Below are 22,671 nucleotides of genomic sequence, written 5' to 3'. Positions count from 1 at the left end.
GCCGGTTAGGCTCAGGCCGCCGCGGCGTGACCGAGCGCGGAGACGATGTGATCGACAACTTCCTCGACCAGGATGCGGTCGTCGCCCTCGCCCATCACGCGGATCACGGGCTCGGTGCCGGAAGAGCGGACCAATAGCCGGCCGTGGCCGTTGAGCCGCTTTTCGCCGGCGTCGATGGCCGATTTGACCTCGGCGTCGTCGAGCGGCTTGCCGGTGCGGTAGCGCACGTTTTTCAGGATCTGCGGCAGCGGATCGAAGCGATGACAGACTTCCGACACCGGGCGGCGGAGCTTTTGCACCACCGCGAGTACCTGCAGCGCCGCAACGAAGCCGTCGCCGGTGGTGGCGTAATCCGACAGGATAATGTGACCGGATGGCTCGCCGCCGAGATTATAGCCTTGGCTCAGCATCTGTTCGAGCACGTAGCGATCGCCGACCGGGGTGCGCACGAGCTCGATGCCCAAGCCGTCGAGAAAGCGCTCAAGCCCGAGATTCGACATCACGGTCGCGACGATGCCCGGCCTGGAGAGGCGGCCGTCTTCCTTCCAGCTTTGCGCGATCACCGCAAGCAATTGGTCGCCATCGACCAGATGTCCGCGCTCGTCGACTAGGATAACCCGGTCGGCATCGCCGTCGAGCGCGATGCCGATGTCGGCGCGCATTTCGCGCACCTTGCGGCTCAGGGCTTCCGGCGAGGTGGAACCGCATTCCTTGTTGATGTTGAATCCATCCGGCTCGACGCCGATGGAAATCACGTCGGCGCCCAGTTCCCACAGCGCTTCCGGCACCACCTTGTAGGCCGCGCCATTGGCGCAATCGACCACCACGCGCAAACCATCGAGGCTGAGATCGCGCGGCAGCGTTCGCTTGGCGAATTCGATATAGCGGTCATGAACGCCGTCGATACGGCGGGCGCGCCCCAGGCTCGCGCTCTGCGCAAGGCGCTTGTCGAGCGATTCATCGAGCAACTGCTCGATCTGCCTTTCGACGTCGTCGGAAAGTTTGAAACCCTGCGGGCCGAACAGCTTGATGCCGTTGTCCTCGAACAGGTTGTGCGAGGCCGAAATCATCACGCCGAGATCGGCGCGCATCGACTTGGTGAGCATCGCCACCGCCGGCGTCGGCATCGGGCCGAGCAGCAGCACATCCATGCCGACCGAGGTGAAGCCGGCCACCATCGCGTATTCGATCATGTATCCGGAAAGACGGGTATCCTTGCCGATCACAACGCGATGGCGATGCTCGCCGCGCTGGAACACCAATCCAGCCGCCTGCCCAACCTTGAGCGCCAGTTCCGGCGTGATCAGACCGTTGGCGCGGCCCCGAATCCCGTCCGTCCCGAAATATTTGCGGCTCATGCATCCCCCAGCAGCTTTCGAGGTCTCAAACCGTCCGGCAAGAACCCTCAAAACGCGCGCCCTCATGGCGTGCAGGGGGTTATAATGCCTTCGGTGCTAAAATGGCTTCAAAAAATATGATGAATTATTACCGGCGGCCAATCCCGCGAATGGCACCTAACATATTGGAAAAATTCACTTAACGCTCCAATAACGTCGACAACCGGACAACTCCGGAACCGGGCGCTGCCGCGATCGGCCGCCTCATGGCCCGATCCTGCCGGGCCTTGGCAACGGTCCCGATCGCCCGCCCGCGCCACGTGGCTAATCCTTGCGCTTGACGTGATGGTCCTGTTTGGAGGGTGCCGGCTGGGTCACATTGACCGGGTCGGAGCCGGGAAACGTCTCTTCCAGCCCCTCCTCCAGGGCCTGATCCAGCCGGCGCTTTTCGGTGCCTTTGACGTCTTTGGGATCGGAGCGTGGTCGGGTCATGATGCCCTCCTGGCTGGCGGCGCTATTCCGGCGGAGCGATTTTGCGGATGGCCCAACCATGCTAGATGACTGCCCAAGCGAGAAATACAAGAAGGGTCGGAAACGTCCATGAAACACATCACCTGCATCGAGGATTTGCGTCAGGTTCACAGGCGCAAAGTGCCCAAGGCGTTTTTCGATTACGCCGATCGCGGCTCCTATTCCGAGGAAACGCTGCGCGCCAACCGCGACGACCTTCAGGCGATCAAGTTCCGCCAGCGCATTCTGGTCGATGTCTCCAGGCGCGATCTTTCGACCACGATTCTCGGCGAACCGGCATCGCTGCCGCTGATCCTGGCACCGGTCGGGCTGTTGGGGATGCAATCCGGCGACGGCGAAATTCATGCCTGTCGCGCGGCGCAAGCCGCCGGCATTCCATTTACGCTGAGCACGATGTCGATCTGCTCGATCGAGGACGTCGCAGCCAGTGTCGACAAGCCGTTCTGGTTTCAGCTCTACGTCATGAAAGACCGCGGCTTCATCAAGGCGCTGATCGAGCGCGCCATCGCCGCCAAATGCAGCGCGCTGGTGCTGACCGTGGATCTGCAGGTAATCGGGCAGCGCCACCAGGATATCAAGAACGGCATGACGGTGCCGCCGGAATGGACGCTGTCGAAATTCCTCGATTTCGCCAGCAAGCCGGCATGGGTGTCCGGGGTGTTGCGCGGCAAGCGCCGCACCTTCGGCAATCTGGTCGGTCATCTCAAGGGCACCGACGATATCACGGCGCTGTCGGCATGGATCGCCACGCAGTTCGACACCTCGCTGAACTGGAAAGACGTCGAATGGATCCGCAGCATCTGGCCGGGCAAGCTGATCCTGAAGGGCATCCTCGATGTCGAGGACGCCGAGGAAGCGGCCAAGAGCGGCGCGCAGGCGCTGGTGGCCTCCAACCATGGCGGCCGGCAACTCGACGGCGCGCCGTCATCGATCGAGGTGCTGCCCGAGATCGTCGAGGCCGTCGGCTCGCAGATGGAAGTCATGTTCGACGGCGGCATCCGCTCCGGCCAGGACGTGATGCGCGCGCTGGCGCTCGGCGCCAAATCCTGCATGATCGGCCGCGCCTTCGTTCACGGCCTCGGGGCTTTCGGCGAAGCCGGCGTCGCCAAGGCGATCGATCTGATCCGCAACGAACTCAACGTCACCATGGGCCTGTGCGGCGTCAACAGCATCGCCGAGATCGACGACCACGTGCTGGCGATTTGAGGCGAACGATCGAAAATCCATCGTCGTCCCCGCGAACGCGGAGACCCATAACCACCAATGCCGATGATTTTGGAATGGTGGTTCTACAGCATTGCTGAAACGAGACCACACGGCGTATGGGTACGGGCGTTCGCCGGGACGACTTGTTGAGAGATTCGCGCTTCGCCTCACATCGGCGGCGTAATCCCGTCGCGGCCGACATTGACGCGGTTGGCTTCGAGCACGCCGTCGTCCTTCTTCACCGCGCCGAAGATGATGATCTTGGCGCCCGCTTTGATTTCGGACTTGTCCCCCGCAACGAACGTCACGATCGGCGTGGCCGGCGGCACCACGACTTTCTTTTCGCCATCCTTGTATTTGACCAGGATGATCTGGCCGTCGGCACCCTGGACCGTCTCGGCCACGGTGGCGTTGGTCATGGTCGAGTTGGGTCGCAGATCCCAGGGCCGGAAACCTTCGGCCGCGCCGCGCTGGCTTTCAGGGAAAATATGAACCGCAAGCGCCTTCTGGGTCCCGTCGGGTTCGGGCATCGCCGACACCCCGATGTAAGACCCCGGCTTGATTTCGGACAGCGAGGTCTTGGCAACGCCGAACACCGTCACATTGTCGGTCATGCGGACCGTCACGTCGGCACCCTCGCGCGACTTGATCATGAGCATGGAGCCATCGACATTCTCGATGGTGCCGCGGATGCGGACCGGCGGGGATTGCTGCGCCCACGCAACCGTCGCGAGCGCGGATATTGCCATCAGCGCAGCCAGCAGCGCGCGCGGCTCCGACCAGGAAATTATCGGCATAAATTTTGTCCCTCTGGTTCCCCACCAAACAGGACAACACCGCGGCGGAGGGCCTATTCCTCGCCGCGAGGCGCCAAAGGCCAGCTTCACATCGGCGGCGTGGTTCCGTCGCGGCCGACGCTGACACGGCTGGTCTCGAACGAACCATCCGGCAGCTTGGTCATCAAGGCGATCACCTTGGCGCCGGCCTTGAGGTCGGACTTGTCGGCGGGAACGTAGGTCACAACAGGAGTATCCGGCGAAACCACGACTTTCTTTTCGCCGTCCCTGTATTTGATCAACAACGTGTGACCGTCATTGCCGGCAATGCTCTCCGCCACCGTCGCATTGGTCATGGTGCTGTCGGGGCGCAGATCGTGGGGCCGCGACCCTTCCCCGGTGCCGCGCATGTTCTCCGGAAACAGATGCACCTCGACCGCGTTTTGGCTGCCGTCCGGTCCCGGCACCGTGGTGGCGCCGACGAAAGAGCCGACCTTGATTTCCGCCAGCGCAATCTTGATGATTCCGACCACCCGCATGTCGCCGGTCATATGCAGCTTCACATCTTCGCCGCCGCGCGATTTGACCGACAGCACGTCGCCGTCAACGCCTTCGATGGTGCCGCGAACCCGCGATGGTGTCGGCGGTTGCTGGGCGATCGCGGGCAATGCAACGGCGATCAGCGCGAGCGCGGCCAGCGAACGCAACACGAAACGATGAAATGACATGGGATGTTCTCCGGCGGGCACTGCTTGAGGGGGTGTCGATTAACAGGGGACACCGCGTTTGGTTCGATATTCCGGCTCAAACTTCTGTGAGATCGGCTTCGACCAGCGCGCGAAGCTCCGGCGTGACTTCGGGACGCTGCCCGAACCATAGTTCAAAGCCGCGCACCGCCTGATGCAGCAGCATGCCGAGCCCGTCGGCGATCTTCAGCCCGCGCGCCCGAGCAGCGGATAACAACGGCGTTTCCAGCGGCACATAGACGAGGTCGGCGACAACACCATGCGGCGGCAGCAGGCCGGTATCGACTTCCAGCGCGGGCTGGCCGTGCATGCCGAGCGATGTCGCATTCACCAGCAATCCCGCGCGCGGCAGCAGAGCGGCGATGCCGTCCCACGCCACGGGATGAACACTGGCGCCAAATTGATCCGCCAGCGCACGAGCGCGATCGAAGGTCCGGTTGGCGAGATGCACCCGCTTGATGCCGCGCTCGATCAACCCGAATATCACGGCGCGCGACGCCCCGCCGGCGCCAAGCACCAGCGCATCCTCGATCCCGTCCCATCCGGGCGCGCAGGCGTCGAGATTGTTGATAAAGCCTTCGATGTCGGTGTTGGTCGAGCGCAATTCGCCGCCCTCGTACCACAGCGTGTTGGCCGCGCCGACCGCGCGGGCGCGCCCATCCGGTATCGACAGCGCCAGCGCGCGCTCCTTGTGCGGGATGGTGACATTGGCGCCGACAAAGCCGTGCGTCGACAGATGGAGCACGAATTCGGCAAAGCCTTCGGGGGGAATCGCCTCGATGCTGTAGCCGCCCTCGATTTCAAGTGTTCGCAGCCAGTAATGATGGATCAGCGGCGAGCGCGAATGCGCCGCCGGCCATCCGATCAGACACGCGGCGCGAACCTTGGTCTCGGCGGTCATTGCCAGTCCCGTTGTGCGCCCAGTGAACGGGCGTCACGCCTGCTCAAATCGGGCAAGCCGCGTCCGCTGTCAATGCTGCGAGCGTCGCGCAATAACCGGCAGGCGCGACCCTCAAAACCCGCAGTTTAAAGGTCAGGAAGCATCCCTTAGATTAGATATCTTAAATATCATTTATTGACATTTTAACATCATTACTTATCATGCAAATATGATGTCTCATACCGGCCGGGGTCCCGACAGTGAGGTAGGTCCATGATCACGGCAGCTCAATTGCGGGCCGCCAGGGTGCTTCTCGGCATCGATCAACGCCGGCTCGCCGAACTGTCAGGGCTTTCGGTGCCAACCATTCAGCGCATGGAGGCCAGCGAAACGATGGTGCGAGGCAACGTCGATTCGCTCGTCAAGCTAATCGCCGCATTCGATGCGGCCGGGATCGAGATGATCGACGAAGGAGCCGTCAGCAATTCGCAGGGCCGCGGAGTGCGGTTAAAGATCGGGTCGAGTCCGGCCAGGGATGTTCAATCCAGGGCATCCGGCAGAACCAGGGCGCGGACATGAGTTCTGTGCTGGCTGTCTCCGCTGTCACCTTGCAAATGTCGTGCGTCGCGGCACTGCTGGGCATCGCCATTCTCGCGATAGTTCTGAGCCGCTCACACCGCGCCAGCGCCGTGATCTACGGCGCCACGTCGGTGGTTTGCCTGATTGCAATGCTCGGGTCGCTGTACTGGTTGATCGGCGGCAACACCAATGCCTCGGGCGTGACCTTGCCGATCGGATTGCCGTGGCTTGGCGCCCATTTCCGCCTGGATGCATTGGCGTCCTTCTTCCTGGTTGTGGTCGATCTGGGAGGAGCGGCCGCAAGCCTTTATGGCCTTGGCTACGGCCGCCACGACCCGGCACCGCATCGCGTGCTGCCCTTCTTCCCCGCCTTTCTGGCCGGCATGAATCTTGTGGTGATGGCAGATGACGCGTTTTCCTATCTGCTGTGCTGGGAATTCATGTCGCTCGCTTCCTGGGCGCTCGTCATGGCGCACCACCGCGAACCCGGCAACGCAAGGGCGGGCTACGTCTACCTCGTAATGGCAAGCTTCGGCACGCTCGCATTGCTGCTGGCCTTCGGCCTGTTGGCGGGACCGACCGGGGACTACGGATTTGCGGCGATTCGCGCCGCTCAACATACGCCGTACGTGGCCACGCTGGCGTTGATCCTGATGTTGCTTGGAGCCGGCTCAAAGGCCGGCCTGGTGCCGTTGCATGTTTGGCTGCCGCTCGCGCATCCCGCGGCTCCCAGCCATGTGTCGGCGCTGATGAGCGGCGTCATGACCAAGGTCGCGATTTACGGTTTCATTCGCGTTGTTTTCGATCTGCTGGGGCAGCCGACCTGGTCTGCGAGCGTGATCGTTCTCTTCCTTGGTGGCCTCACCGCCGTCATGGGGATTCTGTACGCAATGATGGAAAAGGACCTCAAGCGCCTGCTGGCCTACAGCACGATTGAAAACGTCGGCATTATCTTCGTCAGCCTCGGCCTTGCACTGGCCTTTCAGGCCAACGGCCTGAAACTGGCGGCGGCACTCGCATTCACGGCGGCGCTGTTTCACGTTCTCAATCACTCTTTCTTCAAGAGTCTGCTGTTCTTTGGGGCCGGCGCCGTCCTGACTTCGACGGGCGAGCGTGACATGGACAAATTGGGCGGCCTCATCCATCGGATGCCGTTCACCAGCTTTGCCTTTCTCGTCGGCTGCGTTGCGATCTCGGCGCTGCCGCCCTTCAACGGCTTTGTCTCGGAATGGCTGATCTTCCAGGCCGTGTTGCAAAGTCCGGAGTTGCCGCAATGGGCCCTGAAGATAATGGTGCCTGCGGTCGGGGCGTTGCTGGCATTGGCTGCCGCATTGGCGGCGGCATGTTTCGTCAAGGCGTTCGGCGTCACTTTTCTTGGGCGGCCGCGCGGCGCGGCGGCGGAAACTGCAGGGGAAGTCGACCGCTACTCGCTTTCGGCCATGTTCATCCTCGCCGCATTTTGCCTGCTGGCCGGGATTTTGCCGGGGCCGGTGATCGACGCGCTGTCGCCGATTTCGATTGCGATCCTCGATGGACGCATGCCGATACAGGCCAACGAGGCCTGGCTTTCGATCGCGCCGATCGCGGAGAGCCGCAGCTCATATAACGGATTGCTCGTGCTGGTATTCATCACGGTGTCTGCTTCGCTTGCGAACTTCTTTATCCACCGCTTCGCCTCTCATGCACTGCGACGGGGACCGGCCTGGGGCTGCGGCTTTTCCGATTCCACCCCGGCGGCACAGTATTCGGCCGAGAGCTTTGCGCAACCGATCCGCCGCGTCTTCGGCACGCTGGTGTTTCACGCCCGCGATCATGTCGAGATGCCGGCCCCCGGAGATACCCGGCCCGCCCGGCTCAGGATCGAACTGCATGATCCGATCTGGGAGGGCATCTACGCTCCGACTGCCGGTGCGATCGGCTTCGCCGCCAATCGGTTCAATAACCTGCAGTTCCTGACCATCCGGCGCTATCTCAGTCTGGTTTTCGCCACCCTCGTTACGCTGCTGCTGGTGCTCGCGATATGGTCGTGATCTCAGACATCCTTGTCCAGGGCGTGCAGATGCTGCTGGTGCTGCTGCTCGCGCCGCTGCTGACCGGCTTCGTGCGCAAGATCAAGGCCCGGCTGCTGCGTCGCCGGGGGGCTTCGGTTTTTCAACCGTATCGGGATCTGTTGCGGCTGCTCCGCAAGGAGGTCGTGCTGGCCGACAACGCGTCGTGGCTGTTCCGCGTCACCCCGTACATAACCTTTGCCGCGATCTGGGTCGCCGCCGCCCTGGTGCCGACTTTCGCCACCGGCCTGCTGTTCAACTGGACCGCGGACCTGATCGCCATTGTCGCGTTGCTTGGAAGTGCACGCTTCTTCCTGGCGCTCGCGGGGATGGACGTCGGCACCAGTTTCGGCGGCATCGGTTCCAGTCGCGAAGTAATGATCGCCGCACTCGCCGAGCCGGCGATGCTGCTGATCGTGTTTTGCATGGCGCTGGTCGCCGGCTCGACCCAGCTTTCGACGGTGGCAAATTTCCTCGCCTCGTCCTACGTCGGATTGCGGGTGTCGCTCGGAATGGCCTTGATTGCGCTCATCATGGTGGCGCTCGCGGAGAACGCGCGAATCCCCGTCGACAATCCGGCCACGCACCTGGAACTCACCATGGTGCACGAAGCGATGGTTCTCGAATATTCGGGTCGCCATCTCGCCATGATCGAGTTTGGCGCCTTTCTCCAGCTGCTGCTCTACATTTCGCTGATCGCCTGCGTATTCGTGCCCTGGAAGATCGCGCTGTTCGGCACCGGCCCGCTGGCATACGCCATCGGCGCCGGCGCCTACATCGTCAAACTCGCGGTTGCCGGCTTCCTGCTCGCACTGTTCGAGACCGCGACGGCGAAAATGCGGGTGTTCCGCATCCCGCAATTCCTCGGTGCTGCGCTCATGCTGGGTCTGCTCGGCACCCTGCTGCTGTTCGTGTCGAGGAGTTTCTGATGCAGATGCACAGTCTCTCCTTCGATGTCTCTCATACCCTCGCCGGCGGCCTGGTTCTGATCAGCTTCATGATGCTGTACCAGGACCGGCTTTATTCGCTGCTCAACGTGTTTGCGCTCCATGCGCTGGTGCTCGCGCTCTCGGTCGCCTGGCAAGCCTTCATTCAGGACGCGCCGCATCTTTACGTGACCGCGGCGATCGCGCTGGTGTTCAAGGCGATCGTCATCCCGGTGGCGCTGCACCGCATCGTCAAACAGCTCGGGATTCACCGCGATATCGAGTCGGCGGTCGGGATCGGCCCGACCATGCTGGCCGGGATGGGGCTGGTCGCCCTCTCCATGGTGCTGATGCTGCGGGTCACCGCGGAGGCCGACCCTCTGGCGCGCGAGGATCTCGCCTTTGCGCTGTCGGTCGTGCTGCTCGGGCTGCTGGTCATGGTGACCCGCCGCAACGCCGTCAGTCAGGTCGTGGGATTCATGTCGCTGGAAAATGGCCTCGTGCTGGCGGCCACCGGCGCCAAGGGCATGCCGCTCGTGGTCGAGATCAGCGTCGCGTTCTCGATCCTGATCGCCTTCATCGTGATCGGCATCTTCCTGTTCCGGATCCGCGAACGCTTCGATTCCGTGGACGTGTCCGCGCTGGATGACTATCGGGGCGAGCACCGATGAGCGTGCCCACTTTCAATCCCGTCGTGGCTGTGCTGCTGATCCCGATCGGCTCGGCGGCGTTGCTGGCCGTGCTGCCCGGCTACCGGCTGACGGCGCGGCTGAACGTGATGGCCAGTCTCGCGACATTTCTTTCGGCACTGTCGCTGTTCGCGATCGACCGTCCGCCGCCCGCGCCCTACGTGCTGGTCGACGATCTGAACATCGTCTTCATCGTGCTCAATACCTTCGTGGGTTTCACCACCAGCATATTCAGCGCCAGCTACATCGCCCATGAACTCGAGACCGGCCGGTTGACGCCGGCCTACCTGCGTTTCTACCACGCGATGTACCAGACCATGATGTTCGGCATGAATCTGGCTTTCGTGTCGAACAATATCGGGTTGATGTGGGTGGCGGTGGAAATCGCCACCCTGACCACCGTGCTGATGGTCGGCATCTACCGCACGCATGCCGCGCTGGAAGCGGCGTGGAAATATTTTATTCTCGGCAGCGTCGGTATCGCGCTCGCATTGTTCGGCACCATCCTGGTCTACATGGCGGCGCGTCCGGTGGTCGGCGAGGGCCAGGACGCCATGGTCTGGACACTGCTGATCCAGCATGCCGACAGGTTCGATCCTGCGCTGCTCAACGTCGCCTTCATATTCCTGTTTCTCGGCTATGGAACAAAGGTCGGCCTCGCGCCGCTGCATGCCTGGCTGCCCGACGCGCACGCCGAGGGTCCGACGCCGATTTCGGCGGTGCTGTCCGGCCTGCTGCTGAATGTCGCGCTTTATGCGCTGTTGCGCTTCAAGATATTGCTCGCTGCCAATCCCCACGCGATTGCGCCCGGTCCGCTGATGGTGACCATGGGCCTGGTTTCGCTCGTGTTCGCAGCGTTCATGCTCTACCGTCGGCGCGACATCAAACGCTTGTTCGCCTACTCCTCGATCGAACACATGGGCATCATCGTGTTTGCGTTCGGAATGGGCGGCCCGCTGGCCAATTTCGCGGGCCTGCTTCACATGGTGATGCACAGCCTGACCAAGTCGGCGATCTTCTACGCCGTCGGCCATATTTCGCAGATCAAGGGCACGCAGCGGATCAGCCGGATCCGCGGCTTGACGGTAACCCATCCGGCGCTTGGCTGGGGCCTGGTGGTGGGCGTCGTCGCGATCGCCGGGTTGCCGCCGCTCGGCATCTTCATGAGCGAATTTCTGGTCGTCAGTTCGACCTTTGCGCGCCAGCCCCTGCTCGCGATCGTGCTGGTGTTCGGGATTTTGCTGGCCTTTGGCGCGCTGTTGTTGCGCCTGACCACGGTCGCATTCGGCACGCCGCGCGGCAGCACGGCGTCGGCGGAGGCTTCCTATGTTCCGATGTTTGCGCATCTGACGCTGGTGCTGATCGCGGGAATCTATCTTCCCGGTCCGTTCGTGGTCTGGTTCCAGCATGTAGCTCGCCTGCTTGGATAATTGAAGGATCAACGGGATATGGCGGCGCTGATCGATCTGATGCTGAAGGGCCACAAGGTCCAGCAACACGGCCCGTGGCCGCGTGTCGTGGTCGATGCGCAGCAGTGGGAGTTTGCGGCGGGCGAACTGCAGCAGGGACGTTGGGGTCTGCTCGGCCTGTGGGGAGAACCCTCGACGGTGCACATGGCGATCATGGATCCGTTCGCCACGGAAATCCTGGTCGTCAGTCTGGACTGCCCCGATCGCCGTTATCCGTCGGTCGGCAGGCATCATCCGCCGGCGCTTCGATTGGAGCGCGCCGTCAACGACCTGTTCGGACTATCAGCGCAAGGTCTTCCCGACACCCGTCCCTGGCTTGATCACGATCGCTGGGGCGTACGTTTCCCATCGGGAGACCGGATCAACGGGCCGTCACAGGCCATGCCCTACCGCTTCCTGCCGGCGGAAGGCAGCGGGCTGCATCAGATTGCGGTCGGACCCGTGCATGCCGGAATCATCGAGCCGGGTCATTTCCGCTTTACGGCAAGCGGGGAGACCGTGGTCCGGCTGGAACAACGGCTGGGATACACCCACAAGGGCGTCGAGCAACTCATGATCGGAGCCAGTCTCGAGCGGGCCGTCCAACTCGCCGGACGGGTATCGGGCGACAGCACCGTCGCCTACGCCTATGCGTTTTCGAAGGCGGCCGAGGCAGCCCTGGAGCTTGGCGCGCCCGATCGCGCGGTTTGGCTGCGGGCTCTGCTGGCGGAACTCGAGCGGCTCGCCAATCATCTCGGCGACATCGGCGCCATCTGCAACGATGCCTCCTTCGCACTGATGCACGCGCATTGCAGCGTGCTGCGGGAGAGCGTCCTGCGTGCTTCCGGTAGCGCATTCGGCCATCGACTGATGCGGGATATCATCGTCCCCGGCGGCGTCATCGGCGATCTCGACGACGCAGGGACGGAAATCATCCAGGCGATGGCGGACAACATCCGCCTGCGCTTTCCCGCTTTGGTCGAACTGTACGACAACACGGCGTCGCTGCAGGATCGTACCGTCGATACGGGTGTGCTCAAACCCGCATTGACCAGGCAATATGCCGCCGGCGGCTACATCGGCCGCGCCTCCGGCCGATCCTTCGACGCGCGCCGGGCCCTTGCCTACCCGCCCTATGACAGCCTGTCCTTTGAGGTGCCCGTCCTCAGCGAGGGGGACGTCAACGCCCGCGTCTGGATTCGCATACGCGAGGTCGAGCAGGGTCTTTCACTGATCGACCAGATACTGAATCGGCTTCCCGAGGGCCGGTTGATGACACCGGCGGGAGATCGGTCGGAGGCGCGGGAAGGCATGGCGATCGTCGAGGGGTTTCGCGGCGACGTGCTGGTCTGGCTACGCTTGCGGGATGGTCGGATCGAACGGTGCCACATGCGCGACCCATCCTGGTTCCAGTGGCCGCTGCTCGAGGCTGTGGTCGAGAACAATATCGTCGCTGACTTTCCACTCTGCAACAAGTCGTTCAACTGTTCCTATTCCGGGCACGATCTCTAAGGACGGCACAAAATGCGCAAGCTGCTTTTTGACAGTCTGTTTCGCCGGCCGTTCACCGAACAGGCGCCGTCCGCAGACGGTGCCGCGGTGATCGAGCTTGCCACCATGGTCGGTCGCGCTGCGCGGCGGCGGCTCGGCCGAAGCCTGTCGATACGCGAGGTCGACGCTGGATCCTGCAATGGATGTGAACTCGAAATCCACGCGCTCAACAACGCCTACTATGACGTCGAGCGCTTCGGCCTGCGCTTCGTGGCCTCGCCGCGCCATGCCGACGTGCTGATGGTGACGGGCCCCGTGACCAAAAACATGCGCGAGGCGCTGGAGCGCACCTATCATGCGACGCCCAATCCCAAATGGGTCGTCGCGATTGGCGATTGCGCGCGGGATGGCGGCTGTTTCGCCGGGAGCTACGCGGTCGTCGGAGGCGTCTCCGACGTGATCCCGGTCGATCTCCACATTGCCGGCTGCCCGCCGAATCCAACGGACATGCTGCAAGGGCTGCTGGCACTGCTGGAACGGGTGGACATCAACGCCGTGACGACTTGAAAGTGTTGTGCGAGCTACCGGGCCCGCTCCATGGCCCGCGAGGAGGACTGCCTGGGTTGCCGGACATTCCTGATCTTTGGGTTTGCCACATGCTCCCTAAGCCGAACGCCCCGCCCGCCGGTCGAACTCGGAACGCCCGGATTGATCAGTTCGATCCCTGCGTTCTCCAGCGCGGAAACCAGTTTCATGAGAGAATCGACGTTGGCCCGGATCACGCCATCGCTGGCTTCCATGCGCTGGATGGTGGGAACCGAAAGGTCTGCCAGATCGGCAGTCTGCCGCTGATCTATGTTCAGCAGCGCGCGGGCGGCCCTGAGTTGGTTGGCCGTGATCATGAAATAGCGGCCTCCGGTTCGATGCGTATTGAATATATCTATACTATCTGAATTACCGTTTCAAGCATCAATTCAGATGCAAAATATATCAACACGCCGTTCGCGCCGTCCAAAGACAGATCGAAGCGGCGACTTTTGTATCGAATTTTTCGCGAGGACTGAACATGGAAACATCATCAGCAAAACCTTGGGATGGTTGCCGGCACAAAAATTACATGATAAGAGATGTTTAATGCATATATTGTGATGCACTACTCTTGAGGTATGGTCCGCCGTGAAATTGCTGGGTCGTTATCAAGGGAGGAACGGGCAGATCGATATCGTCGAGTGTTCCTGGGACGGCACGCGCGTGTACTTCGAGGAGGGCGTCAGGCAAAGCCAGGCCACGCGGGACGGCGAAAGCGTGTTCACCTACGTCAAGCTCATGGACGAACTGCTATCCTGCTCCCAGCAAATCCTCATCCTGGGCTGCGGCGGCGGAAATCTGGCGACCAGGCTGTCGCGTCACGGCAAGAAGTTGACGATGGTCGACATCAACCCGATCAGCTTCGTGCTTGCACATCGGTTCTTCGAACTGCCGGACGAAATACCTTGCATCGTCTCCGACTTCCGAAAATTCGTCTTCGATGACCGCGCCTACTACGATGGCATCGCGATCGACGTTGGCGGCCCGGAATTCCGGTTCACGGACGAGTTCGATGCAGAGACCTGCGACGCCATCCGCGCCCGCCTTGCACCGGGCGGCAGGATCGTGATGAACGCCATGGTGGCAAACGACATTGATCCCACCGTTGACCGGATCGCCGCCCGGCTTGCGGGTGAAGACCTGCGGACATGGATCGTCGACGAGCAAGGCATCGAGAACCGCAATGCCATCATCGCCTGCACGCCCGAGAAGACGCTGGGTTCACGGGCGACGCTCGAACGCGTGATGCGCCAGAGCCATGAACGCTGGTCGATCCGCCGCGGACGATTGCGAAGCCGTGATCTTGCTTGCGGATTGCGCTGACGCCGCAGTTGTCCGGCGTACCGGCGCGAGACACGGGACAACCCGACGCCCACGCCGCCATTCCCGCAAAAGCGGAAATGGCGTGCGCTGGCAAAAAAGGAAGCGACGCCGCCGAAGCTACGCCGCCACCCGGTGCGCCGCGATGATCTGGTCGGCGGCGCGGCCGGTGACCTCGGCCATGCGGTCGAACTGCCGGGTAAAACTGCCGGCGCCGGCGGTTGCCGACCGCAACTCCACGATCAGTTCGCCGATCTCGGCTTCCGGCATCATGGCGCGGACGCGATCCCATCCGGCCCAGCCCTCGCGGGTATCGAAGCCGAGAATCTGGCCGCGCCGTCCCGACAGGATGGCGTTGATCTTGGCGGTAGCCTCGGTCGGACAGACGATCTCGACCACGTGGATCGGCTCCAGCAATACCGGTTGGCACTGCGGCAGCGCTTCGGTGACGCCGATCCGGGCCGCGGTGCGGAACGCCAGATCCGACGAATCCACGCTGTGATAGGAACCGTCGGTCAGCGTCACCTGCACGTCGATGACGGGAAAGCCGAGCGGTCCGCGCAACAGCCCGTCGACAACGCCCTCTTCCACGGCGCCGATATAGTTGCGCGGCACCGCGCCGCCGACCACCGTTTCCTGAAACACGAAGCCGCCGCCGCGCGGCATCGGCTTGACCTCCAGCACCACGTCGCCGAACTGGCCGTGGCCGCCGGACTGTTTCTTGTGCCGGCCGCGCTGGGTGATCGATTTGCGGATCGTCTCCTGGTATCCGATTCCGGGAGCCTGCGATTTGACGTTGACGCCGAAGCGGTCGCGTAACCGCTCGAGGGCGACCCGCAGATGCATTTCGCCCTGCCCCCACAGCACGATGTCGTGGGTCTGGGCGTTGTGGATCATCGTCAGCGACGGATCTTCCTCGTTCAGCCGCAACAGGGCCTGACCGAGCTTGACGTCATCCTTGCGGTCGGCGGCCGCGAGCGCCACGGCCAGCACCGGCGGCGACGGCACGACGCTGACCAGCGATGACGGCGCGGTCTTGCCGCTGGACAGCGTGTCGCCGGTCCTGACGGAATCGAGCTTGCCGAGCGCGACGATGTCGCCGGCCTCGGCTGCGGCGCGTTTGGTGTCGTGGGCGCCGTTCGCCGCAAGGATCCCGGACACCCGGCCGGTCTCGCCGCGTGAGGATTGCAGCGTCGCGCCGTCGTCGAGATGTCCGGCCAGCACGCGCGTCAGCGACAGCTTGCCGCCGTGCTGCAGATGCACGGTCTTGAACACATAGGCCAGCGCATCGCCTTTCGAGGACGCACCGAGACGCTTTGCGGTCGCGGTGACATCGGGCGATTCATGCCGCAGCGCCTTCATCAGGCGCAGCACGCCGTTCTCGCGCAGCGCAGAACCGAGCAGCACCGGGCAGATCAAACCTTCGCGCAATTCGCGGGCGAGGTCGTCGAACACCGCGTCGCGCGGCGGCGCAATGTCCTCGAGCAATTGCTCCATCAGCGCGTCGTCGTGGTCGGCGAGCTTTTCCAGCATCGAGAACCGCGCTTCCTTCTCGCGGTCTAGGTCGCCGCCTTCCAGGGCCACGACTTCGGAGGCCTTGTGTTCGCGATAGACGAAGGCGCGTTCCAGCGCGAGATCGACGAAGCCCGCGATCAAATCGCCGTTCCAGATCGGAATCTGCCGCAGCACCAGCGGGATCCGCGATGCCGGCTGCAGGGTCGCAAGCGTCTCGCGGATGCGCTTGCTGGCCTTGTCGATCTTGTTGAGAAACAGAAAGCGCGGAATGCCGAGATCCTCGAGCTCGCGCAGGATGATCTGAAGTTGCGGCAGCTTGCGTTCGTCGGCCTCGCAGACCACCACCGCGGCGTCGACCGCCGGGACCGCCGCGCGCATGTCGTGCGCGAATTCCACCGAGCCGGGGCAATCGATAAAGGTGTAGCTGTCGCCCATGAAACTGGTCGTGGCGGCGGTCAGGCCGACGCCCATCTTGTGATGGCGGGCCTCGGGGCTGGCGTCGCCTACCGAAGTTCCGGCATCGACGCTGCCGGCACGCGGGATGGCGCCGGTGCGCGCCAAGATCGCTTCAAGAAGTGTGGTTTTACCGCTTTGGAAAGGGCCCACCAGTGCAATGCACCGTGGACCGCGAGGACTTCTGACATCATGTCCCATCGCCGCCTCCTCATCTGGAGCTCGGCCCTTGATTGGGTCGGCGGATGGATGCTCCGCCCGCCGCGAGATTTTGGCAAGCGGGAAAAATATCGCTGCGATGCGAGGCTGGTGGCTTCTTCACCTCTCCCCGCTCGGCGCGGAAGAGCACAGCCCACCTTCGGCGGCCGTTCTTCAAGAACGCCGAAGCGAAGTTTCGGCTATGTCGCCTTCGCGGCGAGTGCGGGACGAGGGAGAAGAAATTACATTCCCGGTCGAAGTTCCAGGCTTTCCAGCCCGGCCGCGACATTGAGGCCGACTTGGCCCTGGACGCTGAGCGGCTGCAGCGCGATCGAATTCTCCGAACCGCCGATCAGCGCGTTGCCGCCGACACCGACGCCGACCGAAGCGCTGCCCTGCGCGCCGGCATAATTGCCGGACAGGCCGCCCGGCCCAAGCCGCGCCGACGGCGCGAACACGCCCCAGGCCAGCGCCGATTCCTGGGTGATGCCAAGGTCGACGCCCACTTTACGAATGGTGGCGACGTAGCGGTCGTCCGGCATCCCGTCGGCGTGCAGTACGCAGCCGAGGTTGGTCACCGAGCCGACGATGAAGCCTACGCTGGCGCCGCCGCGACATTCGAGGACGCCGATCTGTACGCGCTGCATCGGCTGCTGCGCAGCGGCGGCGGAAAGGGCAACCAGCAAGGTGCCGGCGACACCGGCAAGGTTGATGAAGCGGCGCATGAGGAAATCTCCGGCTGAAAGGATGTGATGCGGGCAGAGAATCAGGAAAGCGCCATAGCCCCGGCGCCGCCCTCTCTATGCCACAACATCGGCAGCGGTGCCAGATTTCACCGCGTTTGGATTCCGCCAAATAAAAAGCCCCGCTTCCGCGGGCCTCTTCCAATAACATCGCGATCGCTCAACCGCGATGGTGATGGCGATGATAAGACCGGCCGCCATGGCCGGGCCGGTACGGCTGCAAGTCGATATCGGCAATGCCGGCCGCGACATTCAGCCCGGTCTGGCCCTGCACGCTGATCGGCTGCAGCGCGTAGGCATTGGCCGGACCGCCGACCAGAAAATTGCCGCCAAAGCCGACCCCGATCGACGCGTTGGCGCCGACGCCGCCATAGTCGCCGGCGAGTTCGCCGCGTCCCACCCGCCGCACCGGCGCATTCACCGCCCAGGAAAACCGGGTCTGCTCGGTAAAGCCGAGATCCACGCCATAGCGGCGGACGGTAGCGATATAGGGATCAGGACGACCACCCTCGCTCTGGAATACGCACTGGAAGCTGGTCACCGAGCCGACGACGAAACCGACATTCTGACCACCCTGGCATTGCAGGATACCGGCACGAACCGGTGGCAGCGCCTTGGCGCTCGCGAACGACGCCACCAGCGCGGCGGCGGAAATGGTGAGGGTTGAAAGTCGCATATCTGTGATCCCCGCATGACGGATTAAGTTGGCGGAGCGACAGAAAGAAAACGCCTTGTTCAAAACAAGGCGCTTTCAGGAGACCGCCATCAAAACATCAAACGTTCGACGGCGAAGCGATGTGAGAAGTGATTTGACAGCCTCTTTTCCGACGCGTTCTTTTCACGCGAACCGAAGCCACTTCGCTTGAAAACGCTCTATCTCAAATTGCCACAAAACCGCTGGATGCGTTTGCAGGCTTCCTCGAGATCCGAAGTCTTGGCCGCGTAGGAGATGCGGAACGCCGGCCCGAGCCCGAACGCCGAACCCTGCACCACCGCGACGCCTTCGTTCTCCAGGAGTTCGGTGACGAAGTCCTCGTCGTTGGCGATCGTCTTGCCCGACGGCGAGCTCTTGCCGATGGTGCCGGCGCAGGACGGGTAGACATAGAACGCGCCCTGCGGCCGCGGACAATCGATACCCTTGGCCTGATTGAGCATCGACACCACGAGATCGCGGCGTTCCTTAAACACCTTGTTGTTCACCGGAATGAAGTCCTGCGGGCCGTTGAGCGCCTCGACCGACGCCCATTGCGAGATCGACGACGGGTTTGAGGTCGACTGCGACTGGATCGTCGCCATCGCCTTGATCAGCTCGGCCGGGCCGCCGGCGTAGCCGATGCGCCACCCGGTCATGCAATAGGCCTTCGACACGCCGTTCACCGTCAGCGTGCGGTCGTACAGTTTCGGCTCGACCTGCGCCGGCGTCGAGAACACGAAGTCGTCATAGACCAGATGCTCGTACATGTCGTCGGTCATGACCCAGACATTGGGGTGCTTCACCAGCACGTCGGTGATCGCCTTCAATTCGGCACGCGTATAGGCAGCACCCGTCGGGTTCGACGGCGAGCAAAGGATGATCCACTTGGTCTTCGGCGTGATCGCCTTTTCGAGCGCGTCGGGCTGCAGCTTGAAGCCAGCCGCCGCCGTGCACACCACCGGCACCGGTTCGCCGCCGGCGAGCGCCACCATTTCCGGATAGCTCACCCAGTAGGGCGCCGGAATGATCACCTCGTCGCCCGGATTGATGGTGGCCATCAGCGCGTTGTAGAGCACCTGCTTGCCGCCGGTCCCGACGATGATCTGGTTCGGCTTGTAAGTGAGGCCGTTCTCGCGCTTGAATTTGGCGGCGATCGCCTCCTTCAGCTCGGGAATGCCGCCGACATCGGTATATTTGGTCTTGCCGGCCTCGATGGCGTGGATCGCCGCCAGCTTGATGTTGGCCGGGGTGTCGAAATCGGGTTCGCCGGCGCCGAGGCCGATGACGTTGCGGCCGGCCGCTTTGAGCGCGCGTGCTTTATCCGTCACCGCGATGGTCGCGGACGGCTTCACACGGTCGAGCGCAGCGGACAGGAACGGCATCATTCATCTCCTTGCAGGCGTCGTGAACTGGCGCGTTCACGACTCTTTTTAATGGGATCGGCGCACCCTAAAACGCATTAAGCTGCATCGCAAGAACGTTGGCCCGATGCACCCAAACTTTCGCGGACCTGAAAGTTGCTCGCCGGTTTTCGCGCAACATTCCTAAAATTCTGCAACCAAATGGCTTATTTCCGGCAAGGACGCCGCGCGGTCTTGCCGGCCATCCCGCCATGCCCGTAGCCGGCAGCGTGTTTTCGCCGGCCGCCGCCGAGCCACGGTTTCGATGGCGGCCGGGCATGATCGCCCGTCAGCCGCATCCCTGGACTCGCGCTAACGTGATCTGGTGTGCGCCGTCCCGTGTTGGGAAAATTTTGCTGCGCGGTTGCAGTGCGGCAGAGGTTTTCGACTTTTTCCAACCACCGGGCCTTGCGAGGTATCCGCATCGGCATCATTGTTTGGCCGCGTTGCCAAGCGATAGCCTGATCGCATGCGCGGCGCGTCCTTTTGACTCGCGGCGCGTGGCCCACCGAACGAAATCGAGAATGTACAAACTCTATTCCATGCAGCGCTCCGGCAACAGCTACAAGGTCCGCCTGGCGCTGGCGTTGCTGGATGCCCCCTATCGCGCGATCGAAATCGACATCCTGCGCGGCGAGAGCCGCACGCCGGATTTCCTGGCGATGAATCCGAGCGGACAGGTGCCGCTGCTGGAAGTCGCGGAAGGACGCTACCTCGCCGAATCCAACGCCATTCTCTGGTATGTCGCGATCGGCACCTCGCTTGCGCCGGAAAGCCGGATCGAACGCGCCGAGGCGCTGCAGTGGATGTTCTTCGAACAGCACGCGCTGGAGCCAAACATCGGCGCGGCCTATTTCTGGCTGTCGCTGGTCAAGGGCGGCCGCGACCTGCAAACCCACGCGCTGGAAGACTGGATGGAGCGCGGCTATGCCGCGTTGCAGGTGATGGAAAATCACCTCAAGACCCACGATTATTTTGCGGCGGGCCAGCTCACGGTCGCGGATATCGCGCTGTACGGCTATACCCACCTCGCCGATCGCTGCGATTTCGACCTCGCGACATTCCCGGCAATCCGCGCCTGGTTGCGGCGGGTCGAGCAGATCCCCGGCTTCGTGTCCATGGACTGGCGGCCCGACGCTGCCGTCGAGGATCCGGCCAGCGCCGCCGCCGAGGCGTAGACGGCGGGAACCGCCGGTACAACGCCGACCTCGCCGCCATTTGGCCACTTTCGGGCGGTTGCCGCCCCAATATTGCCAGCGATTCCTGCAAAATTTCCGATGTCGCGGTGATTCGCCCGCGCATTGAAGGATATCGGCCAAAGGATATCGGCCATGACACGGTCGCCCGGCGCCGCGGGTTTTGTTCGCCCATCCGCGCCAGTTGCCTCGTCCCGACTAACCGACGCCGTCGCGGCCTCGCTTGCGATCGGCTCGTTGTCGCTGTGCCTGATGGTGACCCTCACCGTGCTTTCGATCCGGGTCGCGGTGGCGATGCCGATACCGGCGTAAGCCCGAACTATTTTTCCGGCCATTGGCATTTTTTGCGCGTCACCGCGCAATGATCTGCATCGCGATCGGACAATGATGAAAACACCTGTCGTACTTGTTGCTGCGACGCTGACGGTAGCGATCCTGCTGGCCGCGTTCCTTTTGATCGCCACCGGAACGCGCGGCGACGAGGGCCTGCCGCTGCTCACCGGACAACCGGCGAGCGGGTTTCTGTCACCACTCACGAAGTAGCATCGCCGCTGTTGCGTCCCGCACGGTTCTCACTGGCGCCGCCAAAAGCAAAATGATTGCGGCCCAAAGCGGGGAGCATTTGAGCCGAGAAATCGTAAAGCCGGACCGGTTCGATCAACCGCCTGTTAAGGACAGCAGACGAAAACCCGCCGCTGATGCAACCATGCACCGGACTGCGGCCCTTACTCTCGTGGTGAGCGAGAACGGGCCATGCAGCTAAACTGGCGCGAAATCTCCGGTCCGGCCCTGGCGGCAGCGACGGCTTTGATCGCCATCTTTGTCGATCGTCATTTCCTGACCGTCCCCAATCCCGCGCCGCTTTTGGTTTGCATCGTCGCTTTCGCAGGTTCGCTCAGCGGCCTTGGCTCCGCCATGGCCAGCGCCGTCATCGCGGTGGTTTCAGCCGCGCTGTTTGTCCTCGATCACCGCGCAACGCCCGGCTACGACACCGCGGACCTGGTTCGGCTGTCGATGCTGGCGGTAACCGCGGCCGGTACCGCGTTCATCACCGGCCTGTTGCGGAAAAAACTGGTGGATGCCTTTGCCTGGGAGCGCAAGCATCACGCGACCGCGGAGCGGCTGGCGGCGGCGCTCGATCAGGTCGATATCGGCATCGTGCTATTGGACTCCGATACCCGCGCCGAATTCATCAACCGCGCCTTTCGCGATTACTTCTCGCTGCCGGACCAGAAGGCCGACAGCAAGCCGCCCTTCATCGCGCTGATGTATCACGGCCGCGATACCGGCGCCTATGAACTGCCGGAGGAGGAATTGAGCGCGTTCATCGCGCAGCGCACCGAGATGATGCGCGCCGGCGATTCGACGCCGATCAATATCAAGCTCGCGAACGGACAGGTCTTGCGTTTCCGTTGCACGGCACTGCCCGACGGCGGCCGAATGCTGAGCTATACGCCGGTGACCGACCTGATCCGCTATGGCGACGACCCCGCCAACGCCGACTACTACCTGTCGCTGCGCGGCGGCAACGACCGTCGCGTTGCCCGGCACCTGCGCGCCGCGGAATAGCCACGCTGCTCACCGCGATGCCGCTTTACGACACGGTGGCGCACACTCCGGATTTGTCGCCTATCGCAAGCCGTTCTGAACTTTCACGTTTCCAACATCCGGAATCCTCCGCGCCGGCCGTACCGGCCTGTGGATAAGTCCGGCTGTCACCGGGGCGTAACAAAGCCAAGTTAGGTTCCGCTCGCGTCTGATCAGGCCCCCCGTCATCGATCACGCGCCCCAAAGCGGTCCCCGTCAGTCGCCGCGTCTGACCGGGGCCGCTTTTTTGTCACGCCGCCGGCTGCGTTGCGTATAACCGGCGCGCGACGGTCCTGCCTGTCCGCCGCACGGCATCCAGG

General features: G+C 63.0%; 23 protein-coding genes. 13 read left to right on the top strand and 10 right to left on the bottom strand.

Annotation, left to right across the window (positions count from 1 at the left end):
• Positions 1-11: 11 nt before the first annotated feature.
• Positions 12-1,358: a phosphoglucosamine mutase gene (glmM, locus tag E7813_RS19290; RefSeq protein ID WP_291576595.1), complete on the bottom strand. Its 1,347-nt coding sequence runs from the start codon at positions 1,356-1,358 to the stop codon at positions 12-14.
• Positions 1,359-1,661: 303 nt separating this feature from the next.
• A complete protein-coding gene (locus E7813_RS19285; protein WP_291576593.1) occupies positions 1,662-1,829 on the bottom strand; it encodes a hypothetical protein in 168 nt (55 codons plus the stop codon).
• A 108-nt stretch (positions 1,830-1,937) separates the two neighbouring features.
• On the opposite strand from E7813_RS19285, the gene E7813_RS19280 reads away from it, so the two are divergent.
• Entirely contained in the window at positions 1,938-3,074 is a 1,137-nt protein-coding gene (locus E7813_RS19280) for an alpha-hydroxy acid oxidase (protein ID WP_291576591.1), read from the top strand.
• Positions 3,075-3,241: 167 nt separating this feature from the next.
• Here E7813_RS19280 and E7813_RS19275 read toward each other — a convergent pair whose 3' ends face one another.
• From E7813_RS19275 to E7813_RS19265, 3 genes are all read right to left on the bottom strand, one after another.
• Positions 3,242-3,871 carry a hypothetical protein gene (locus E7813_RS19275; protein WP_291576588.1) on the bottom strand — a complete coding sequence of 210 codons (630 nt, stop codon included), beginning with the start codon at positions 3,869-3,871 and terminating at the stop codon, positions 3,242-3,244.
• Positions 3,872-3,957: 86 nt separating this feature from the next.
• Positions 3,958-4,578 carry a hypothetical protein gene (locus tag E7813_RS19270; protein ID WP_291576586.1) on the bottom strand — a complete coding sequence of 207 codons (621 nt, stop codon included), beginning with the start codon at positions 4,576-4,578 and terminating at the stop codon, positions 3,958-3,960.
• 76 nt (positions 4,579-4,654) lie between these two features.
• A complete protein-coding gene (locus tag E7813_RS19265; protein ID WP_291576585.1) occupies positions 4,655-5,497 on the bottom strand; it encodes a shikimate dehydrogenase in 843 nt (280 codons plus the stop codon).
• A 252-nt stretch (positions 5,498-5,749) separates the two neighbouring features.
• On the opposite strand from E7813_RS19265, the gene E7813_RS19260 reads away from it, so the two are divergent.
• From E7813_RS19260 to E7813_RS19230, 7 genes are read left to right on the top strand one after another with little or no spacing between them, the layout of a single operon-like run.
• On the top strand, positions 5,750-6,055 hold the full coding sequence (locus tag E7813_RS19260) for a helix-turn-helix transcriptional regulator (RefSeq protein WP_291576583.1): 306 nt from the start codon (positions 5,750-5,752) through the stop codon (positions 6,053-6,055).
• Positions 6,052-8,085, top strand: coding sequence for a hydrogenase 4 subunit B (gene hyfB / locus E7813_RS19255; protein WP_291576581.1), 2,034 nt, complete (start codon positions 6,052-6,054; stop codon positions 8,083-8,085). Before E7813_RS19260 ends, hyfB begins: the two co-directional genes overlap by 4 nt.
• The gene (locus tag E7813_RS19250) at positions 8,076-9,032 is read left to right on the top strand and encodes an NADH-quinone oxidoreductase subunit H (protein ID WP_291576579.1); all 957 of its coding nucleotides are present in this window, start codon (positions 8,076-8,078) and stop codon (positions 9,030-9,032) included. Before hyfB ends, E7813_RS19250 begins: the two co-directional genes overlap by 10 nt.
• A 5-nt stretch (positions 9,033-9,037) precedes the next feature.
• Positions 9,038-9,700 (top strand): hydrogenase-4 component E, encoded by a 663-nt coding sequence (locus tag E7813_RS19245; protein ID WP_291576674.1) that lies wholly within the window; start codon positions 9,038-9,040, stop codon positions 9,698-9,700.
• Positions 9,697-11,148 (top strand): hydrogenase 4 subunit F, encoded by a 1,452-nt coding sequence (locus E7813_RS19240; protein ID WP_291576577.1) that lies wholly within the window; start codon positions 9,697-9,699, stop codon positions 11,146-11,148. The genes E7813_RS19245 and E7813_RS19240 overlap by 4 nt, the downstream gene beginning before the upstream one ends.
• An 18-nt stretch (positions 11,149-11,166) precedes the next feature.
• Complete coding sequence (locus tag E7813_RS19235) at positions 11,167-12,678, top strand: NADH-quinone oxidoreductase subunit C (RefSeq protein ID WP_291576575.1); 1,512 nt, start codon at positions 11,167-11,169, stop codon at positions 12,676-12,678.
• Between the two features lie 12 nt (positions 12,679-12,690).
• Complete coding sequence (locus E7813_RS19230; protein WP_291576573.1) at positions 12,691-13,224, top strand: NADH-quinone oxidoreductase subunit B family protein; 534 nt, start codon at positions 12,691-12,693, stop codon at positions 13,222-13,224.
• Positions 13,225-13,238: 14 nt separating this feature from the next.
• Here E7813_RS19230 and E7813_RS19225 read toward each other — a convergent pair whose 3' ends face one another.
• Positions 13,239-13,559 (bottom strand): helix-turn-helix transcriptional regulator, encoded by a 321-nt coding sequence (locus E7813_RS19225; protein ID WP_291576571.1) that lies wholly within the window; start codon positions 13,557-13,559, stop codon positions 13,239-13,241.
• Between the two features lie 274 nt (positions 13,560-13,833).
• Here E7813_RS19225 and E7813_RS19220 point away from each other — a divergent pair, with 274 nt between their 5' ends.
• The gene (locus E7813_RS19220) at positions 13,834-14,568 is read left to right on the top strand and encodes a methyltransferase domain-containing protein (protein ID WP_291576569.1); all 735 of its coding nucleotides are present in this window, start codon (positions 13,834-13,836) and stop codon (positions 14,566-14,568) included.
• 117 nt (positions 14,569-14,685) lie between these two features.
• On the opposite strand, the gene E7813_RS19215 is transcribed toward E7813_RS19220, so the two are convergent.
• The 4 genes from E7813_RS19215 to E7813_RS19200 all read right to left on the bottom strand — a co-directional run bounded on the left by E7813_RS19215 (position 14,686) and on the right by E7813_RS19200 (position 19,550).
• Positions 14,686-16,734 (bottom strand): elongation factor G, encoded by a 2,049-nt coding sequence (locus E7813_RS19215; RefSeq protein ID WP_291576567.1) that lies wholly within the window; start codon positions 16,732-16,734, stop codon positions 14,686-14,688.
• 239 nt (positions 16,735-16,973) lie between these two features.
• Positions 16,974-17,456 carry a DUF992 domain-containing protein gene (locus tag E7813_RS19210; RefSeq protein WP_291576565.1) on the bottom strand — a complete coding sequence of 161 codons (483 nt, stop codon included), beginning with the start codon at positions 17,454-17,456 and terminating at the stop codon, positions 16,974-16,976.
• Positions 17,457-17,634: 178 nt separating this feature from the next.
• Positions 17,635-18,150 carry a DUF992 domain-containing protein gene (locus E7813_RS19205; protein ID WP_291576563.1) on the bottom strand — a complete coding sequence of 172 codons (516 nt, stop codon included), beginning with the start codon at positions 18,148-18,150 and terminating at the stop codon, positions 17,635-17,637.
• Positions 18,151-18,347: 197 nt separating this feature from the next.
• Positions 18,348-19,550 (bottom strand): pyridoxal phosphate-dependent aminotransferase, encoded by a 1,203-nt coding sequence (locus E7813_RS19200; protein ID WP_291576561.1) that lies wholly within the window; start codon positions 19,548-19,550, stop codon positions 18,348-18,350.
• Between the two features lie 542 nt (positions 19,551-20,092).
• Here E7813_RS19200 and E7813_RS19195 point away from each other — a divergent pair.
• From E7813_RS19195 to E7813_RS19180, 4 genes are all read left to right on the top strand, one after another.
• The gene (locus E7813_RS19195; RefSeq protein ID WP_291576559.1) at positions 20,093-20,746 is read left to right on the top strand and encodes a glutathione S-transferase family protein; all 654 of its coding nucleotides are present in this window, start codon (positions 20,093-20,095) and stop codon (positions 20,744-20,746) included.
• A 153-nt stretch (positions 20,747-20,899) separates the two neighbouring features.
• Complete coding sequence (locus E7813_RS19190; RefSeq protein ID WP_291576556.1) at positions 20,900-21,076, top strand: hypothetical protein; 177 nt, start codon at positions 20,900-20,902, stop codon at positions 21,074-21,076.
• Between the two features lie 72 nt (positions 21,077-21,148).
• On the top strand, positions 21,149-21,307 hold the full coding sequence (locus E7813_RS19185) for a hypothetical protein (RefSeq protein ID WP_291576680.1): 159 nt from the start codon (positions 21,149-21,151) through the stop codon (positions 21,305-21,307).
• A gap of 210 nt (positions 21,308-21,517) precedes the next feature.
• Positions 21,518-22,333, top strand: coding sequence for a PAS-domain containing protein (locus tag E7813_RS19180; protein ID WP_291576553.1), 816 nt, complete (start codon positions 21,518-21,520; stop codon positions 22,331-22,333).
• The last annotated feature ends 338 nt before the right edge of the window (positions 22,334-22,671 follow it).

Source organism: Bradyrhizobium sp. (assembly GCF_004799405.1).
Classification (GTDB): domain Bacteria; phylum Pseudomonadota; class Alphaproteobacteria; order Rhizobiales; family Xanthobacteraceae; genus Bradyrhizobium.
Note: the sequence above shows the minus strand (reverse complement) of the source record. Positions and strands in the feature narration are given on the sequence as shown.

Excerpts from the sequence above, each read along its gene's own strand:
- E7813_RS19270 (WP_291576586.1), bottom strand. The coding sequence starts at position 4,578 with ATGTCATTTCATCGTTTCGTGTTGCGTTCGCTGGCCGCGCTCGCGCTG.
- E7813_RS19285 (WP_291576593.1), bottom strand. The coding sequence starts at position 1,829 with ATGACCCGACCACGCTCCGATCCCAAAGACGTCAAAGGCACCGAAAAG.
- E7813_RS19250 (WP_291576579.1), top strand. The coding sequence starts at position 8,076 with ATGGTCGTGATCTCAGACATCCTTGTCCAGGGCGTGCAGATGCTGCTG.
- E7813_RS19280 (WP_291576591.1), top strand. The coding sequence starts at position 1,938 with ATGAAACACATCACCTGCATCGAGGATTTGCGTCAGGTTCACAGGCGC.
- E7813_RS19215 (WP_291576567.1), bottom strand. The coding sequence starts at position 16,734 with ATGGGACATGATGTCAGAAGTCCTCGCGGTCCACGGTGCATTGCACTG.
- hyfB (WP_291576581.1), top strand. The coding sequence starts at position 6,052 with ATGAGTTCTGTGCTGGCTGTCTCCGCTGTCACCTTGCAAATGTCGTGC.
- E7813_RS19240 (WP_291576577.1), top strand. The coding sequence starts at position 9,697 with ATGAGCGTGCCCACTTTCAATCCCGTCGTGGCTGTGCTGCTGATCCCG.
- E7813_RS19190 (WP_291576556.1), top strand. The coding sequence starts at position 20,900 with ATGACACGGTCGCCCGGCGCCGCGGGTTTTGTTCGCCCATCCGCGCCA.
- E7813_RS19260 (WP_291576583.1), top strand. The coding sequence starts at position 5,750 with ATGATCACGGCAGCTCAATTGCGGGCCGCCAGGGTGCTTCTCGGCATC.
- E7813_RS19275 (WP_291576588.1), bottom strand. The coding sequence starts at position 3,871 with ATGCCGATAATTTCCTGGTCGGAGCCGCGCGCGCTGCTGGCTGCGCTG.
- E7813_RS19230 (WP_291576573.1), top strand. The coding sequence starts at position 12,691 with ATGCGCAAGCTGCTTTTTGACAGTCTGTTTCGCCGGCCGTTCACCGAA.
- E7813_RS19200 (WP_291576561.1), bottom strand. The coding sequence starts at position 19,550 with ATGCCGTTCCTGTCCGCTGCGCTCGACCGTGTGAAGCCGTCCGCGACC.
- E7813_RS19245 (WP_291576674.1), top strand. The coding sequence starts at position 9,038 with ATGCACAGTCTCTCCTTCGATGTCTCTCATACCCTCGCCGGCGGCCTG.
- E7813_RS19265 (WP_291576585.1), bottom strand. The coding sequence starts at position 5,497 with ATGACCGCCGAGACCAAGGTTCGCGCCGCGTGTCTGATCGGATGGCCG.
- glmM (WP_291576595.1), bottom strand. The coding sequence starts at position 1,358 with ATGAGCCGCAAATATTTCGGGACGGACGGGATTCGGGGCCGCGCCAAC.
- E7813_RS19180 (WP_291576553.1), top strand. The coding sequence starts at position 21,518 with ATGCAGCTAAACTGGCGCGAAATCTCCGGTCCGGCCCTGGCGGCAGCG.
- E7813_RS19185 (WP_291576680.1), top strand. The coding sequence starts at position 21,149 with ATGATGAAAACACCTGTCGTACTTGTTGCTGCGACGCTGACGGTAGCG.
- E7813_RS19195 (WP_291576559.1), top strand. The coding sequence starts at position 20,093 with ATGTACAAACTCTATTCCATGCAGCGCTCCGGCAACAGCTACAAGGTC.
- E7813_RS19235 (WP_291576575.1), top strand. The coding sequence starts at position 11,167 with ATGGCGGCGCTGATCGATCTGATGCTGAAGGGCCACAAGGTCCAGCAA.
- E7813_RS19210 (WP_291576565.1), bottom strand. The coding sequence starts at position 17,456 with ATGCGCCGCTTCATCAACCTTGCCGGTGTCGCCGGCACCTTGCTGGTT.
- E7813_RS19225 (WP_291576571.1), bottom strand. The coding sequence starts at position 13,559 with ATGATCACGGCCAACCAACTCAGGGCCGCCCGCGCGCTGCTGAACATA.
- E7813_RS19205 (WP_291576563.1), bottom strand. The coding sequence starts at position 18,150 with ATGCGACTTTCAACCCTCACCATTTCCGCCGCCGCGCTGGTGGCGTCG.